The organism is Sphaerisporangium cinnabarinum, assembly GCF_055567015.1.
On the sequence record NZ_JBVHRG010000003.1, the window covers coordinates 185,180 to 200,667 of the forward strand.

The 15,488-nt window shown below is 74.4% G+C and carries 17 protein-coding genes; 10 read left to right on the plus strand and 7 right to left on the minus strand.

Features of this window, described 5'->3' with window-relative positions; genetic code table 11:
* Window positions 1-95: 95 nt before the first annotated feature.
* Together ACZ4MO_RS06410 and ACZ4MO_RS06415 are read left to right on the plus strand one after the other, a co-directional pair.
* Complete coding sequence (locus ACZ4MO_RS06410; protein WP_175008337.1) at window positions 96-503, plus strand: VOC family protein; 408 nt, start codon at window positions 96-98, stop codon at window positions 501-503.
* Window positions 504-548: 45 nt separating this feature from the next.
* A complete protein-coding gene (locus ACZ4MO_RS06415) occupies window positions 549-1,484 on the plus strand; it encodes a zinc-binding dehydrogenase (protein WP_175008336.1) in 936 nt (311 codons plus the stop codon).
* An 82-nt stretch (window positions 1,485-1,566) separates the two neighbouring features.
* Here the strand turns inward: ACZ4MO_RS06415 and ACZ4MO_RS06420 are convergent, their stop codons facing one another.
* Window positions 1,567-1,959 carry a cupin domain-containing protein gene (locus ACZ4MO_RS06420; RefSeq protein ID WP_175008335.1) on the minus strand — a complete coding sequence of 131 codons (393 nt, stop codon included), beginning with the start codon at window positions 1,957-1,959 and terminating at the stop codon, window positions 1,567-1,569.
* Between the two features lie 150 nt (window positions 1,960-2,109).
* Between ACZ4MO_RS06420 and ACZ4MO_RS06425 the strand changes: the two genes are divergently transcribed.
* A complete protein-coding gene (locus tag ACZ4MO_RS06425) occupies window positions 2,110-3,288 on the plus strand; it encodes a M24 family metallopeptidase (RefSeq protein ID WP_175008334.1) in 1,179 nt (392 codons plus the stop codon).
* Window positions 3,289-3,328: 40 nt separating this feature from the next.
* On the opposite strand, the gene ACZ4MO_RS06430 is transcribed toward ACZ4MO_RS06425, so the two are convergent.
* Entirely contained in the window at window positions 3,329-4,741 is a 1,413-nt protein-coding gene (locus ACZ4MO_RS06430) for an MFS transporter (RefSeq protein WP_255437077.1), read from the minus strand.
* Between the two features lie 118 nt (window positions 4,742-4,859).
* On the opposite strand from ACZ4MO_RS06430, the gene ACZ4MO_RS06435 reads away from it, so the two are divergent.
* The 4 genes from ACZ4MO_RS06435 (at window position 4,860) to mqo (ending at window position 8,754) form a co-directional block, all read left to right on the plus strand.
* Window positions 4,860-5,432: a TetR family transcriptional regulator gene (locus ACZ4MO_RS06435; protein ID WP_175008332.1), complete on the plus strand. Its 573-nt coding sequence runs from the start codon at window positions 4,860-4,862 to the stop codon at window positions 5,430-5,432.
* Window positions 5,429-6,103, plus strand: coding sequence for a pyridoxal 5'-phosphate synthase (locus tag ACZ4MO_RS06440; RefSeq protein WP_175008331.1), 675 nt, complete (start codon window positions 5,429-5,431; stop codon window positions 6,101-6,103). The genes ACZ4MO_RS06435 and ACZ4MO_RS06440 overlap by 4 nt, the downstream gene beginning before the upstream one ends.
* Entirely contained in the window at window positions 6,094-6,975 is an 882-nt protein-coding gene (locus ACZ4MO_RS06445; RefSeq protein ID WP_186810380.1) for a maleylpyruvate isomerase family mycothiol-dependent enzyme, read from the plus strand. Before ACZ4MO_RS06440 ends, ACZ4MO_RS06445 begins: the two co-directional genes overlap by 10 nt.
* A gap of 258 nt (window positions 6,976-7,233) precedes the next feature.
* The gene (gene mqo, locus ACZ4MO_RS06450) at window positions 7,234-8,754 is read left to right on the plus strand and encodes a malate dehydrogenase (quinone) (RefSeq protein ID WP_175008329.1); all 1,521 of its coding nucleotides are present in this window, start codon (window positions 7,234-7,236) and stop codon (window positions 8,752-8,754) included.
* A gap of 123 nt (window positions 8,755-8,877) precedes the next feature.
* Here the strand turns inward: mqo and ACZ4MO_RS06455 are convergent, their stop codons facing one another.
* A complete protein-coding gene (locus tag ACZ4MO_RS06455) occupies window positions 8,878-9,300 on the minus strand; it encodes a hypothetical protein (RefSeq protein ID WP_175008328.1) in 423 nt (140 codons plus the stop codon).
* A 90-nt stretch (window positions 9,301-9,390) separates the two neighbouring features.
* Here ACZ4MO_RS06455 and ACZ4MO_RS06460 point away from each other — a divergent pair, with 90 nt between their 5' ends.
* Together ACZ4MO_RS06460 and ACZ4MO_RS06465 are read left to right on the plus strand one after the other, a co-directional pair.
* On the plus strand, window positions 9,391-10,344 hold the full coding sequence (locus tag ACZ4MO_RS06460) for a helix-turn-helix domain-containing protein (RefSeq protein WP_175008327.1): 954 nt from the start codon (window positions 9,391-9,393) through the stop codon (window positions 10,342-10,344).
* A gap of 152 nt (window positions 10,345-10,496) precedes the next feature.
* Window positions 10,497-11,606: a fatty acid desaturase gene (locus ACZ4MO_RS06465; protein ID WP_175008326.1), complete on the plus strand. Its 1,110-nt coding sequence runs from the start codon at window positions 10,497-10,499 to the stop codon at window positions 11,604-11,606.
* Window positions 11,607-11,660: 54 nt separating this feature from the next.
* On the opposite strand, the gene ACZ4MO_RS06470 is transcribed toward ACZ4MO_RS06465, so the two are convergent.
* Window positions 11,661-12,488, minus strand: coding sequence for a siderophore-interacting protein (locus tag ACZ4MO_RS06470; protein WP_255437076.1), 828 nt, complete (start codon window positions 12,486-12,488; stop codon window positions 11,661-11,663).
* Between the two features lie 172 nt (window positions 12,489-12,660).
* On the opposite strand from ACZ4MO_RS06470, the gene ACZ4MO_RS06475 reads away from it, so the two are divergent.
* Window positions 12,661-12,879: an SCO4848 family membrane protein gene (locus tag ACZ4MO_RS06475; RefSeq protein ID WP_074809782.1), complete on the plus strand. Its 219-nt coding sequence runs from the start codon at window positions 12,661-12,663 to the stop codon at window positions 12,877-12,879.
* A gap of 88 nt (window positions 12,880-12,967) precedes the next feature.
* Here ACZ4MO_RS06475 and ACZ4MO_RS06480 read toward each other — a convergent pair whose 3' ends face one another.
* From ACZ4MO_RS06480 to ACZ4MO_RS06490, 3 genes are all read right to left on the minus strand, one after another.
* Window positions 12,968-13,723, minus strand: a complete 756-nt coding sequence (locus tag ACZ4MO_RS06480; protein ID WP_175008324.1) for a GPP34 family phosphoprotein — start codon at window positions 13,721-13,723, stop codon at window positions 12,968-12,970.
* Window positions 13,724-13,819: 96 nt separating this feature from the next.
* Entirely contained in the window at window positions 13,820-14,539 is a 720-nt protein-coding gene (locus ACZ4MO_RS06485; RefSeq protein WP_175008323.1) for an ABC transporter permease, read from the minus strand.
* Between the two features lie 35 nt (window positions 14,540-14,574).
* Window positions 14,575-15,477, minus strand: coding sequence for an ATP-binding cassette domain-containing protein (locus ACZ4MO_RS06490; RefSeq protein WP_175008322.1), 903 nt, complete (start codon window positions 15,475-15,477; stop codon window positions 14,575-14,577).
* Window positions 15,478-15,488: the final 11 nt, after the last annotated feature.

Genomic DNA, 15,488 nt, shown 5'->3' on the forward strand with positions numbered 1-15,488 from the left:
CCACCGCGCGGCCGGGCGATGAGTTCCCGGGCGGGCCGTCGTCTACCCCGACGACACCCGCACCGGGCGACCCGCCCGCCACTCCGGAGGACCGCATGAGCACCCAGATCTTCGTCAACCTGCCCGTCCACGACCTCGAGGCGGCCAAGACGTTCTACACCGCGCTGGGGTACACGGTGGACGAGCAGTTCACGGACGAGAACGCGTCCTCGATCATCCTCAGCGACACGATCTACGTGATGCTCCTCACCGCGGAGTTCGCGCAGCGGTTCACGAACAAGGCGATCGCCGACGCGACCGCCACGACCGAGGTCATCAACGCGCTGAGCGTGGGCTCGCGCGCCGAGGTCGACCGGCTCGCCGACGCCGCGTTCTCCGCCGGTGCGACGGCGGTCAAGGACCCGCAGGAGGAGGGCGGTTTCATGTACTCGCGGAGCTTCGCCGACCTCGACGGGCACCAGTGGGAGGTCCTCTTCATGGACCCCACGGCGTTCGAGGGCTGACCGCGCCGCGGGAATCCGTCGAGCGTCCGCGGGGTTGCCGCCCGTATGCGAGCCATCACCTACTCCCGCTACGGCGGCCCAGACGTCCTCGAGACGACCGACCTCCCGACCCCCAAGGTCGGGCCCGACTCCGTCCTCGTCCGCGTGCGCGCGGCGAGCGTGAACCCGGTGGACTGGAAGGTCCGCGAGGGATATCTCGACCAGGTCATGGACGCGGTCTTCCCCGTCGTGCCCGGCTGGGACGTCGCCGGCGTCGTCGAGCGCGTGGGCCTCGACACCCCCGAGCTCCAGGTCGGCGACGAGGTGTACGGGTACGTGCGCAAGGACGTCGTGGGCGGCGAGGTCTCGGGCGGCACGTTCGCCGAGCTCGTCGCGGCGCCCGTCCGGACGCTGGCCCGCAAGCCGGCGGCGTGGTCGTTCGAGGAGGCGGCGGCCGTCCCCCTCGCAGGCCTCACGGCGTACCAGACCATCCGGCGCACCGGTCTCGCCGCGGGGCAGACGGCGCTCGTGCACGCCGCCGCCGGCGGGGTGGGGTCGTTCGCCGTCCAGATCGCGAAGGCGCTCGGGGCGCGCGTCCTGGGGACGGCGTCGGAGCGCAACCACGACTTCCTGCGGTCGCTCGGCGCGGAGCCGGTGACCTACGGCGACGGGCTCGCGGAGCGGGTCCGGGCGCTCGCCCCCGACGGCGTGGACGTCGTCCTCGACTACGTGGGTGGCGACGCGCTCGACTCGGTCCCGCAGGTGCTGCGCGACGGCGGCACGGTCGCCTCGATCACGGACGCCCGGGCACGCGACGAGCTGGGCGGGCACTACGTGTGGGTGCGCCCCGACGCGGCCGACCTCGCCGAGCTCGCGCGGCTCGGCGACGAGGGCCTGCTGCGCCCGGAGGTCGCGGAGGTCTTCGACCTCGTCGACGCCGCAGACGCGCACCGCGCGAGCCAGTCCGGGCACGTGCGCGGCAAGGTCGTCGTCCGGGTCTGACCCCGCGAGATCGGCCCGAGCGTCGCCCGATCGACCCGCCGCGGGTCGATCTCGCCCGCTCGGGTCGATCCGGCGGCGGCCGTCAGGCGGTCCGCGGCTCGCCCGGCAGCTCCCGCAGCGGCGACGTGAGGTCGCCGCCCGCGTCCCCCGTGTTGACCGTCCCCTGCCGCTCGACGAGCACCGCGGAGGTCTCGACGGCGGCGCGCGGCCGGTGCTCGACGCCCCGCGGCACCACGAACAGGTCGTGCGGCCCCAGCACGACCGCCCGCTCGACGCCGCCGTCGCGCAGGTCGATCGTCAGCTCGCCGTCGAGCACGAGGAACAGCTCGTCGGTCTCGGGGTGCGTGTGCCAGACGAACTCGCCCAGCACCTTCACCACCTTGACGTCGGCGTCGTTGAGGCTCGCCACGCGGTGCGGCTGCCAGTGCCCGTCGAACGTGTCGAGGGCGGCCAGGAGGTTGCGCACGTCGGTCATGCGACCAGCCTGCCACTCGCAGGACCGACCGGGACCCCGACCGAGACCGACCTGCCCACGACGAGCCCGGCCGTCCGAGCAGACCGAGAGCGGGCCGACGTCGGGGTGGCTCGGGTCGATGTCGGCGGCGCGCGGTGCCACGCTGGGCTCATGTCGAGCACCGATGCCGCACGTCCGGGGGCCGCGTTCGGTCCCGAGGTCTACGCCGCGCGCCGCGAGCGCGCCGCCGCGCACGCGCGGGAGGCCGGGCTCGCCGGGCTGCTCGTCTCCCCGGGCCCCGACCTCGCCTACTTCACCGGGTACGCGCCGCCGGAGACGGAGCGGCTGACGCTGCTCACGATCCCCTCCGAGGGGACCGGGACGGCCGGCGGCGCGTCCGTCGTCGTGCCGCTGCTCGAGCGGGGCGACCTGGCCTCCGCCCCGGGCGCGGAGGGTCTCGACGTCGTGACGTGGCGCGACGGCGAGGACGAGCACGACGCCGCGGCGCGCCTCCTCGCCAGGGACGGTGCCTACGCCGTCTCGGACGCCACGTGGGCGCTGCACGTGCTCGGGCTCCAGCGCGCGCTGCCCGGCGCCCGCTTCACCGCGTTCTCCGACGCCGTCCCGACGCTGCGGGCCGTCAAGGACGCCGCGGAGGTGGAGCGCCTCGCCGCGGCGGGCGCGGCCGCCGACGCCGCGTTCGCGGACGTCCTGGGCGTCGCGTTCGCGGGCCGGCGCGAGCGAGACGTCGCGGCCGATCTCGACCGGTTCCTCCGCGAGCACGGGCACGAGCAGGTCGACTTCACGCTCGTGTGCTCCGGCCCGAACGGCGCCGACCCGCACCACGACGCGGGCGACCGCGTCATCGAGCCCGGCGACCTCGTCGTGCTCGACTTCGGCGGGCTGCGCGACGGGTACGGGTCGGACACCTCCCGGACGGTGCTCGTCGCGGGCGGCACGGACGACGGCCTCGCGGCCCAGCAGCGCGAGGTCTACGACGTCGTCCGGCGCGCGCAGCAGGCCGGGGTCGACGCGGTGCGCCCGGGCGCGACGTGCCAGGACGTCGACCGCGCCGCGCGCGCCGTCATCGTCGACGCGGGCTACGGCGAGCAGTTCGTGCACCGCACCGGTCACGGCATCGGCACGACGACGCACGAGCCGCCGTACATGGTGGAGGGCGAGGACCGCCCGATCGAGCCCGGCATGTGCTTCTCCGTCGAGCCGGGCGTCTACCTGCCCGGCCGCTTCGGCGTGCGGATCGAGGACATCGTCGTCGCGTTCCCGCCGGACGTGCCCGACGGCGCACGTCGCCTCAACACCTCGACCCACGACCTGCAGACGGTGCGCTAGCCGACGGCACGGGCCCGAGACCTCGAGTCGGCACCCCGCCTCAGCCGCTCCCGGCCTGCCCGGCGCCGGCGGCGCGCACGCGGTCGTTGCGGATGCCGACCCAGCTGAGCACGCCGCCGAGGACGAGCAGGGCCGCCGTGACGAGGAGCGAGCGGTGGAAGCCGTCGAGGTCGAGCACGCCGCCCACGATCACCCCCGCGAACGCGATGACGACGAGCCCCGCGACGCGCGAGACCGCGTTGTTCACCGCAGAGCCGATGCCGGCGTCGGCTGCGGGGATCGAGCCGAGGATCGCCGACGTCAGCGGTGCGACCGTCATCGCGAGGCCGAGGCCGAAGAGCACGAGGCCCGGCAGGACCTGGGTGACGTAGACGGCGTCGTCGGTCGTCGTGAGCAGGAGGAGGTAGCCCGCACCGCCGACGATCGGGCCGAGCGTCATGAACAGGCGCGGGCCGTAGCGGCCCGCGAGCGCCCCGAACCGCGTCGAGAGCGCGAGGAGCACGAGCGTGACGGGGAGCTGGGCGAGCCCGGCGGCGGTCGCGCTGTACCCGCCGACCTGCTGGAGGAAGAGCGTGACGACGAACCCGCCGAAGTACAGCGCGCCGTAGATCGCCGCGGTCGCGAGGTTGCCCCACGCGAAGTTGCGCACCCGGAACAGGCGCGGCGGCAGCATCGGGTCCGGAGCGCGGCGCTCCCACCCCACGAACGCGGCCAGGCACACGACCCCGAGGGCGAACGGCGCCCACACGACGGGGCTCGCCCACCCGAAGCGGCCCTGCTCGATGAGGGCGAACACCGTCCCCGCGAGCCCGACGGCGGCGAGCGTCGCCCCGAGCGTGTCGATGCGCCGTCGGCCGCCCGGGCCGACCGCGGCGCCCGGCTCCTCCGCCGCGGACCGCGGGACGCCGCGCAGCAGCCACAGCGTGACCGCGACGGGCAGCACGTTGATCCAGAAGACCCAGCGCCACGAGATCGCGTCGATGAGGATGCCGCCGAGCAGCGGCCCGACGAGCGACGCGGTGCTGGTCCACGCGGTCCAGGAGCCGATCGCCCGGGCCTGCCGCTCGCCGTCGAACGTGGAGATGATCATGGCGAGCGAGCTGGGCACGAGCAGGGCGCCCGCGACGCCCTGGAGGCCGCGGGCGACGACGAGGACGAGGCCGTCGGGTGCGAGCGCGCACGCCACGGACGTCACGGCGAACCCGACGAGCCCGATCGCCATGATGCGGCGTCGCCCGTGGACGTCGGAGAGCGACCCGGCCAGGAGGATGAGCGCGCCGAGCGTGATCATGTAGGCGTCGACGACCCACTGCTGCAGCGCGAGACCCGTGACCGGCCCGGTGGTGAGCTCGGCGGAGATCGCGGGCAGCGCGACGTTGACCACCGAGCCGTCCAGGAACGACACGAACGACGCGAGGACCGCGACCACCAGCACCCGCTGCTGCACCGTCACGGACCCACCGTACGACTCGGTCCCGCTGCCGTCCCGACCGAGGGACCACGGGCTCCGTGCTGCCTGTGGGACGCCTCGTCGGCTCGACGCCATACCTTGAGGTAGGTATGGTGCTCGCATGACGTCGACCGACGCCCGGACGCGCCTCGTCGCCGCCGCGCAGGAGCTGTTCTGGGCCCAGGGCGTCGGCGCGACGAGCCCGCGTCAGGTCCTCGCCGCGAGCGGCGTCGGGCAGGGCAGCCTCTACCACCACTTCCCCACGAAGCACGACCTCGCCGCGGCGGCCGTGCACGCCACGACGACCGCGGGCCTCGACGCAGCGCGGCGTGACCTCGGCGCGGAGGGCTCCGCCGTCGAGCGTCTCGTCCGCTATCTCGAACGGCCGCGGCCCGCGCTCGCCGGCTGCAGGGTCGGGCGCCTCGTGAGCGACCAGGCCGTCATGGACGACCCCGCGCTCGCCGCAGAGGTCCGCACCTACTTCCGCGGGCTCGTCGACCTGGCCGCCGCCGTCCTCGTCGAGGGCGGGCTGCCCGACGACGCGGCGCGCGACCGCGCGCACGCCGCCGTCGCCGTCGTGCAGGGCGGGTACGTCCTCGCGCGCGCCCTCGACGACCCGGGCGCGATGTCCGCCGCCGCGCGGGGCTTCGCCGCCCTGCTCGACCCGCTCCCGACCACCCCGGAGGACGCATGACCGACGCCGACCGCCCGTCCCTGCGCGAACGCCTGCGGGCCCTGCCCGTCTTCGGCCCCGACCTCCCCGGTCTCGACGTCGACGCCGCACCCGACGAGCCGGGCGCACTCTTCGTCCGCTGGCTCGACGACGCGATCGACGCCGGGCTGCCCGCGCCGCACGCCGCCACGCTCTCGACCGCCGACGCGAGCGGCCGGGTGGACGCCCGGACCCTGATCCTCAAGGACGTCGACGGCGACGGGTGGGTCTTCGCCACGCGCGCCGACTCCCCCAAGGGCGTCGCGCTCGCGCAGAACCCGAACGCCGCGCTGACGTTCCTCTGGCGCGAGCACGGGCGACAGGTCCGCGTGCGCGGACCCGTCGTGCCCCTGGACGCCGAGACGTCCGCCGCGGACTTCCGGGACCGGTCCGACTTCTCCCGCGCGACCGCCCTGGCGGGGTCGCAGAGCACCCCGCTCCCGTCCCGCGCCACGTACCGCGAGGCGTGGGACGCCGCCCTCGACCGCGTGCGGGCGCAGCCCGGGCTCGTCCTCGACGCGTGGACCGCCTACGCGCTCGAAGCGACGAGCGTGGAGTTCTGGGCGTCGTCGGGCGCGGGCCAGACCCGCCTGCGCTACACCGCGGCGTCCGGCGCGCCGACCACCTGGACGAAGGAGCTGCTGTGGCCCTGACCGACACCCCCGCCCTCACCCCGCCCGACGTCGAGGAGGTCCGGAGCGACGCGCGCGCCGCTCTCGACGCGGTGACCGACGCGGCGCGCGGGCTCGACGCCGCCGGGCTCGACGCGCCGTCGGCCCTGCCCGGGTGGTCGCGCAGCCACGTGCTCGCGCACGTCACCGCCATCGGCGAGGCCATGGCACGGCAGGCCGAGCGCGCCGCCGACGGTGAGCTCGTCGAGGTGTACGACGGCGGCGCGGCCGGGCGTGAGGACGGCATCCGGGCGGGCGCACTGCGCTCGGGCGCGCAGCACGTCGCGGCGCTCGACGCGCTGGCGGACCGCCTCGACGCCGCGTGGCCCGCCGCCGGGTCTGCCGGGTGGGCCGCGCCGGTGACCTACCGCGACGGCACGGTCACGGACGCGCTCGTGGCCTGGTGGCGCGAGGTGCGGATCCACGCCGTCGACCTCGACGCGGGCGTCGGGCTCGACACGTGGCCTCCCGCGCTCGGTCTCCACCTGCTCGACTTCCTCGGGGTGCGGCTCGCGGACGACGTCGTGGTCGAGCTCGCCGGAGAACCGGGAGAGCTCGTCGTGGGCCCCGGCGGTCTCCGTGTGGGACCGGGCGGCCTCCGTGGGGGACCGGACGGCCTCCGCATGGCTGCCGAACCCGGGCCCGGGGCCGTGTCCGGGGCGGCGTCCGCGCCCGGCCGGAGCGCCGTCGTCGTCCACGGCAGCCTCACCGACGTCGCCGCCTGGCTCGCCGGCCGGGCTCCCACCACCGAGCCCACCGCCCGCCTCGCGGGCGAGCCCGTGCGCCTCCCCGAGATCGGCCTCTGGCCCTCTCCGTACTCCCCGCAGCAGGACGCCCCCGCCCCCGCGAGGTAGAGCCTCAGTGCACCGAGGTAGAGCCGTAGTCGACTCACCGAGGGAACCGCGGCTCTACCTCGCGGGACCAGACCTCTACCTCGCGGGACCAGGGATCTACCTCGCGGGACCAGGGCTCTACCTGGGCGGACGCGGCGGATCGCGCGGTACGAGACGTCCGACCTGCCCGGGTCGGGACCGAGGTCCCGCGAAAGTGTGACGCACGCCCGTGACGCACCGCACAGTTAGTGCACTCTTTCACAAGCGTAGGATCGACATGTGTCGAGTCGAGCGAGCAACCCCGCAAGCAGCGCAGACCAGATCGACGTAGCCCTCATCGGCGGTGGCATCATGAGCGCCACGCTCGGGGCACTCCTGAAGGTCTTGGAGCCCACCTGGACGGTGCGCATCTACGAGCGCCTGGACGCCGTGGCGCAGGAGTCGTCGAACCCGTGGAACAACGCCGGGACGGGTCATGCCGCCCTGTGCGAGCTGAACTACACGCCGGAGAAGCCGGACGGCTCGATCGACATCACCAAGGCGGTGAAGATCAACGAGCAGTTCGAGGTGTCGCGCGAGTTCTGGCACCACCTGCTCACGACGGGCGCCCTGCCGCAGCCCGCGAGCTTCATCTCCCGCACCCCGCACATGACGTTCGTGCGCGGCGCGGAGAACGTCGACTACCTGCGTCGCCGCTTCGAGACCCTGCGCCGCCACCCGCTGTTCAGCGAGCTCGAGTTCACGGACGACCCGGCGGTCATCGCCGAGTGGGCCCCGCTCCTGGTCGCCGAGCGCGACGGTGACGAGCCGGTCGCGGCGACGCGCGCGACGAGCGGGACGGACGTCGACTTCGGCGCCCTCACCGAGCAGCTCGTCGACTACCTCGTCTCGGAGGGCACGCAGCTCTACCTCGAGCACGAGGTGAAGAACCTCAAGAAGACGAAGGACGGCCGCTGGCGCCTGACGGTCAAGGACCGCTCGTGGAACGCCCCGAAGCGCCGCTCGACGGTCGAGGCCCGGTTCGTGTTCGTCGGCGCCGGCGGCGGCGCGCTGCCGCTCCTCCAGGCGGCCGGCATCCCCGAGGCGAAGGGCTACGGCGGCTTCCCGATCAGCGGCGAGTTCCTCCGCACGGACGACCCGGCGCTCGTCGCCCAGCACCAGGCGAAGGTCTACGGCAAAGCCGACGTCGGTTCGCCGCCCATGTCGGTCCCGCACCTGGACACGCGCGTCGTCGACGGCAAGACGTACCTCATGTTCGGCCCCTACGCCGGGTTCAGCCCCAAGTACCTCAAGAAGGGCAAGTACCTCGGGCTGTTCACGTCGCTGCGCCTGCACAACCTCGGCTCGATGGTCGGCGCGGGCCTGAAGAACCTCGACCTCACCCAGTACCTGGTCGGCCAGCTCCTCGCGAGCCCGGAGACCAAGTTCACCGCGCTCCAGGGCTTCATGCCGACGGCGCACCCCAAGCACTGGGAGACGATCACGGCGGGCCAGCGCGTCCAGGTGATCAAGAAGGACAAGGACGGCAAGGGCGTCCTCGAGTTCGGCACCGAGGTCATCGCGGCGGCCGACGGCTCGATCGCCGGCCTGCTCGGCGCCTCGCCGGGCGCCTCGACGGCCGTCCCCGCGATGATCGACCTGCTCGAGCGCTGCTTCCCCGCCCGCTTCACCAAGTGGCGCCCCGAGCTCGCGACGATGATCCCGAGCCTCGGCCACGCCCCGTGGGAGGCGCACGAGCTCGAGGGCCTGGACCAGCTCACAGGCGACGCGGACGTCGACGCGGTCGGCTCGCGCGCCTGACCAGAGCGCTACCCTCTCCCCCACGAACGGCCCGGACCTCCACGAGGTCCGGGCCGTTCGTGCGTCCGGAGACGCCGCACGCGATCGAGCGGCGCGTGGCCGCGCCGCTGCGCACGCGGGGACTCAGCGCGCGAGCGGCGTTCCCCGGGTCCCCGGCCGCCGCGGCGCGGCGGGCGCGTTCGCCCCGGGACGCCCGCCCGGCACGGCAGGAGCGGCGCGCACGCCGTCGCGCACGGCGGGGTTCGGCACGACGCGCCGCAGCACGACCTCGGCCGCGACCTCGTGCGGGTCGACGACGGCCCCCGGCTCGACCGGGCGCGACGCGGCGGCGCGCAGGTCGGCGTCGAGCCGCTGCGCGTCGCGGTCCCAGCGTTCGCCGTGCACCGACCGGTCCCCGCGAGCGTCCCACGCGGCACCACCGGGCCACGCGCCGTCGGACCCGGCGGGGAACCACGGACGGGCCGGGTCCTCACGCCGGACCGCGAGGGCCGCGACCGTCGGGCCGACGACGAGGAGAAGAACCATCACACCCCAGAAGATGTCCATGGCTCCACCCTCCCGGCGCACGAGCGGACCGACGAGTGGCAGCACCGACACCTCTCGACAAGATCCTGCCAGCGGCGTAGCGTGCCGAGCATGGTGCGATCCGTCGCGGCCGTCGTGTGCGACGGCCTGGCCCCGTTCGAGTTCGGCGTCGTGTGCGAGGTCTTCGGCCTCGACCGCAGCGACGACGGCGTCCCGTCGTTCGACTTCCGCGTGTGCGGGCCGGTCGCGGGACGCCCGGTCCGCACGTCGGTGGGCGCGCACGTCGTGCCCGACCACGACCTGTCCGCGACGGACGACGTCGACCTCGTCGTCGTGCCCGCGATCCGCATCGGGACCGCCTACCCGCCCGAGGTGCTCGACGCCGTCTGCCGCGCGTCGGACCGCGGCGCCCTGCTGCTCAGCGTGTGCTCGGGCGTGTTCGTGCTCGCGGCCGCGGGCGTCATCGAGGGGCGGCGGGTGACGACGCACTGGATGCACGCCGACGAGCTGCGCCGCCGCTACCCGAGCCTCGACATCGACCCCGACGTGCTCTTCGTCGACGACGGCAACCTCATCACGAGCGCAGGCACGGCGGCGGGCATCGACGCGTGCCTGCACCTCGTGCGCCGCGAGCTCGGGGCACGGGTGGCCAACACGATCGCCCGGCGCATGGTCGTGCCGCCCCAGCGCGACGGCGGGCAGCGCCAGTTCATCGAGCGCCCCGTCCCGGAGTGCGAGGAGGACTCCTTCGGGGAGCTGCTGGAGTGGATGACCGAGCACCTCGACGAGCCGCTCACGGTGCGCGACCTCGCCCGCCGGGCCCACACCTCCGAGCGCACGTTCGCGCGCGCGTTCGTCGCGCAGACCGGGACGACCCCCCTCGCGTGGCTCACGTCGCAGCGCGTGGCGCACGCACAGTCGCTGCTCGAGGAGTCGTCGCTGGACCTGGAGGAGGTCGCGCGCCGCAGCGGCTTCGGGTCGGCCGCGCTCCTGCGGCACCACTTCCGCCGGGCGGTCGGGATCACGCCGACGGAGTACCGCCAGACCTTCCGGTTCGCCGCCTGACGCCGTCGGAGACGTGTCGCTCCTTCGCGACTCCTTCACCCGCCCCCCTCGCGCGCGCAACCTACGGTCCCGTAGGGTGGGGTCATCTGCACGACGGGCACCTGCTCACCTCCGCGGCTGGGAAGTCGACACCGACACCCCTGCGAGGACACATGACCTCTGCCGCAGTGCGCCCGGGCTTCCGGGCCACCCGCCCCCGGACCGACGAGCCCGGCGCCGTCACCAGCACCTACAGCGCGCTGTCGCGCACGGTGCGCGACGCGGGCCTGCTCCGCCGCACGCACGCCTACTACCTGTGGACCCTCGGGATCCTCACGCTCGCGCTCGGCGGCGCCGTCGCCGGGTTCGTGCTCCTGGGCGACTCGTGGTTCCAGCTCCTCGTCGCCGGGGCGCTCGGCCTGATCCTGACCCAGTTCGCGTTCGTCGCGCACGAGGCGTCCCACCGCCAGGTCTTCGCGTCCGGCCCGGCGAACGACCGCCTCGGGAAGGTGCTCGCCAACGGCGTCGTCGGCATCAGCCACTCGTGGTGGATGAGCAAGCACACGCGCCACCACGCGAACCCGAACCGCCGCGGCAAGGACCCGGACATCGCGCCCGACGTCGTCGTGTTCCTCGAGGAGGACGCGGAGGTCGCGAAGGGCTTCCGGGCGGTCATCAACCGCTACCAGGGCTGGTTGTTCTTCCCGCTCCTGACGCTCGAGGGCGTGAACCTGCACGTGCAGGCGTTCCGCTCGCTCCTCGCCGGCGGCCGCGCGCGCGGCGACGTCCGCACGCGCGTCATCGAGATCGTCACCATCACGCTGCGCCTGTCGCTCTACGTCGGCGCGGTCGTCTGGTTCCTGCCGCTCGGCCTCGCGGCCGCCTTCCTGGGCGTCCAGCTCGCCGTCTTCGGCGTCTACATGGGGGCGTCGTTCGCCCCCAACCACAAGGGCATGGCGATCATCCCCGCCGACAGCAAGATCGACTTCCTGTCCAAGCAGGTCCTCACGTCGCGCAACATCCGCGGCGGCTGGTGGATGAACATCCTCATGGGCGGGCTCAACTTCCAGATCGAGCACCACCTGTTCCCGAGCATGCCGCGCCCGCACCTCGCCCGGGCACGCGAGATCGTGCGCGAGCACTGCGCGCACCTCGGCCTGCCGTACACGGAGACGAGCCTCGTGCAGTCGTACGCGATCGTCGTCCAGTACCTCAACCGCGTCGGTCTCTCGGCGCGCGACCCGTTCGACTGCCCCATGTTCCGTCAGCTCCGCCGGGTCTGACCGACCCGTCCCGCCGCACGACGACCCGACGCGCGACGGTGCGCGCGGGTCCCGTCAGGCGGACGCCGCGTGGCCGTGGCGCCAGTACCCGACGAAGTCGACGTGCGCCTTCGGCACGCCCCGGTCGTTGACGAGGTGGCGGCGCACGCCCGTCGCGAGCCCCGACTCGCCGACCGCGTACGCGTAGACGGGGCCGCCGGGCAGATCGGCCGACCGCACGGCGTCGAGCGCGAGACGGCCCGGAAGCAGGTCGTGGGGGTCGCCGCCCGCGGGTCGGGCACCGTCCCGCGGGAGCCAGCGGAGCTCGACGCCCGCGGGCACGCGGAACTCCTGGACGTCCGCAGCCTCCGGGACCTCGACCACCGCGAGGCCGCGCGCGTCGTCGGGCAGGGACTCGCAGATGCCGGCGACCGCGGGCATCCCGGTCTCGTCCGCGACGAGGAGCGTCCAGTCGTGCGGAACGCGCGGGTGGTAGCCGATCCCCTGGTCGAGCAGTCCGACCCGGTCCCCCGGCTCGGCGGACAGCGCGAACGACGACGCGGGACCCGCGTCTCCGTGCACGACGAAGTCCACGTCGAGCTCGCGCAGGTCCGGGCGCACGGCGCGCACGGTGTAGTTCCGCACCCAGGGCCGCCGCGCCTTGGGCGTCGCCAGGTACTGGACGTACCAGAGGCCCGACGCGCGGGTCGGCAGACGCAGCGCGTCCTGGTCCTCGCGCGGGAGGAAGAGTCGGAACCACTGGTCGAACCCCAGCGGGGTGAAGAGGTCCAGCTCGGGTCCCCCGAGCGTGACGCGGACGACGTTCGGGCTGACCCGTTCGCTCCCGACGACGCTCAGCGTGACGACGTGCGCGTCCTGGGGCTTGACCGTCTTGACGGACACGGGCGGCTCCTCGTGCGGCGCCCGGGTCCCCGGGCGGAACGGCGGCCCCGCGAGCGCGTCGACCAGGGGCAAGGTTAGCCTCACCTCACGGTCGCGTCGATGTGCTGGATCCCACACCCTGCCCGCGGTCGCCCCGACCGAGGCCCCCGCCGCCGCCTGGCATGCTCGGGACGTGGAGATCCCCGTCGTCTGGTCCGTGGTCCTGCTCGTCACGGCCGCGTGGAACCTGCTCATCTGGCCGCGCTTCCTCCAGCGCATCGCCAAGGACCCGCGCTCGCGCGACGCCGAGGGTCGCGCGACGCGCTTCCTCACCGTGCACGTCGTCCTCATCGCAGTCTCGCTCCTCCTCGCCCTCGCGGTCGGCGTGCTCGGCGTCCTCACGCTCGTCTGAGCGACCCGCCCGCGCCTGGGCGCCCGCGCCGGGTCGCCCGAGACGGTCGCCGGGCCGCGCCGTCGGCGGACGACGGACCTACGCCGGGTCAGCGCCCGGCCGCCGCGGCGGCAGCGACGGCGGCCGCGGCCGTCGACGCCGTGATCGCCGCGGCCGTGCGCGCGACCGCCGTGGCGACGGCCTCCGGCCCCCACTGGCCGCGCTGGAGCTCCTGCGCCCGCGCCGCGGTCACCGAGTTCCACGGCAGGGGCGGCCGGAGCGACGGGAGCGCCCCGCTCGCCGAGAGCAGCCCGACGATCGCCGCCGTGCGCGCGTCGGGCGCCTCGCCGTCCTCCAGCACGCGCCGGACCCGGGCCCGCAGACGCGCCTCGTGCTCGGCGTCCGCCGCGGGCCACCGCGTCGTGCGGAAGAGCCCGAGCACGGTGCGCTCCTCCCGGCGGACGAGGCCCCGCGCGACGAGCCGCTCGATCACCTCGCGCCACAGGTCGGCGCCGAGCGCGACGAGCAGCGGCTGCACCCGCTGGGTCTTCGCCGCGACCGTGTCGAACGCCGCCTGCAGGAGCGGGTCGGGCAACGGTCCGTCGCCGACCGGGGTGACGCGTGGCCCGTTGAGGACGCCCGTGCCGTCGACCTCCACGCGCCCGAGCAGCGCGAGCTCGGTGAGCACCGCCCCGCCGAGCGTGTAGTACAGCGTCCCGGCCGCCTGGATCGACGCACCGTCGTCGTCCAGGAGGAGCAGGAAGAGGTCGTCGACGACGAGCAGGTCGTCGCGGGCGGCTCCCCCGGCCGGGTCGGCCGGGTCGGCGGGAATGGCGGGTACAGGGCGGGGCGTGCGGTCGTCCATGGTGCGTCCTTCCGTGCAGGATGTCGGCGAGCGACGGGTCGTCGGGCGAGGCCGCGAGCGCCGGGTGCGCGCACGGCCGAGATCGGTCCGGAGCGGTCAGCGTCGCGGCTCCCAGCGGAACATACGGCCCGCGAGCGCGACGGCCACGACGACCCACGCGAGCGTGGGAGCGAGCAGGAGGAGCGAGTCGGAGAGCGCGGCGCCGCCGTTCCAGGCGTCCACGACGAGCTCGGTCGCCGCGCCCCCGGGCAGGAGCCGCTTGAGCAGCGGCAGGCTCTCCGTCCCGGTGATGCCCACCCAGCTCGAGACCACCACCGTGCCGAGGCTCAGGGGCAGCGTCGTGACCTGGGCGTGCTCGGGCGAGGTCGTGATCCCGGCGGTCGCGACACCGAGGGCGAGCAGCATCGCGAACGTCGCGAGGACCGCGACCACGAGGAGGGGCGCGTCGTGCGGCGCGCCACCGACCGCGGCGAACACCGCGAGGATCACGGTCACCTGGACGACGGCGATCGCGCTGACCGGGAGCACGAGGCCGGACAGGATCGCCGCGTCCCCCGCCGCGGTCGAGCGCAGCCGCTTGAGGAAGAGGTTCTGACGCCGCGAGGCCAGGGTGGTCACGGTCGTCGCGTAGAGGCTGAACGCCGCGATCGTCATGACGAGCACGGCAGCGACGTAGCCGAGGCTGCCGATGCGGGCGAAGACGTCGCGAAAGCCGATGAAGAACACGCTCGCGGCCACGGGCATGAGCAGCGACGTGACGAGCACGGGACGGTTGCGCACGAGCTGGACCAGCTCGCTGCGCGCGATGGGGAGCATGGGTACGGGTCCTCTCGGGTTCGGGGGGCGCGCCGTCAGGAGGACGACGACGCCGGGTCGGAGGTGACGGCGCGGAACACGTCGTCGAGACGGGTCGGTGCGGCGGACAGCCCGTGCAGCTCGACGCCGCCCGCGTCCGCCCAGTCGAGGAGCTGCTTGAGGTCGCGCTGGAGCTCGAACGTCTCGATCGCCCACGACCGGTCCGCCAGGGGCGCCGCCTGCCGGGGTGGCGTCGGCGCGTCGGCCGGCAGCGAGAACCGGATGGAGGCGGGCAGGGTGCGCGTGAGCTCGTCGACCGTCCCCTCGTGTCGCAGCCGGCCGCGGTGCATGAGACCGACCCGGTCGGCGCGCTGCTGCGCCTCCTCCAGGTAGTGGGTCGTCAGGACGACAGTCGCGCCGTCGTCGCGCAGCTCCTGCACCGCGGCCCAGAGCGCGTCGCGCGACGCGATGTCGAGACCGGTCGTGGGCTCGTCGAGGAACAGCAACTCGGGGCGGCCGTAGACGGCGGTCGCGAAGTCGAGCCGTCGCTTCTCCCCGCCGGACAGCTGCGCGACGCGCGTCCGCGCCGCGCGGCGCAGGTCGACGAGCCCGAGGACACGGTCGACCGTGTCGGAGCGGCCGGAGAGCCGACCGACCAGCGCGACGGTCTCGGTGACGGTGAGGTCCGGGGAGAACCCGCTCTCCTGGAGCATGATCCCGGTGCGGGGACGCACGGCACGACGGTCGGTGGGGCTGGACCCCAGCACGCGCACGGAGCCCGACGACGCCGCGCGGTGCCCCTCGACGACCTCGAGGGTCGAGGTCTTGCCGGCGCCGTTCGTGCCGAGCAGCGCGTAGAGCTCGCCGGGCTCGACCTGGAACGAGAGGTGCGTGACGGCGTCGACGTCGCCGTAGCGCACGCCGAGGTCGTCCACGTCGATGACGGGGTGGGAGGTCATGCGTCCATCAC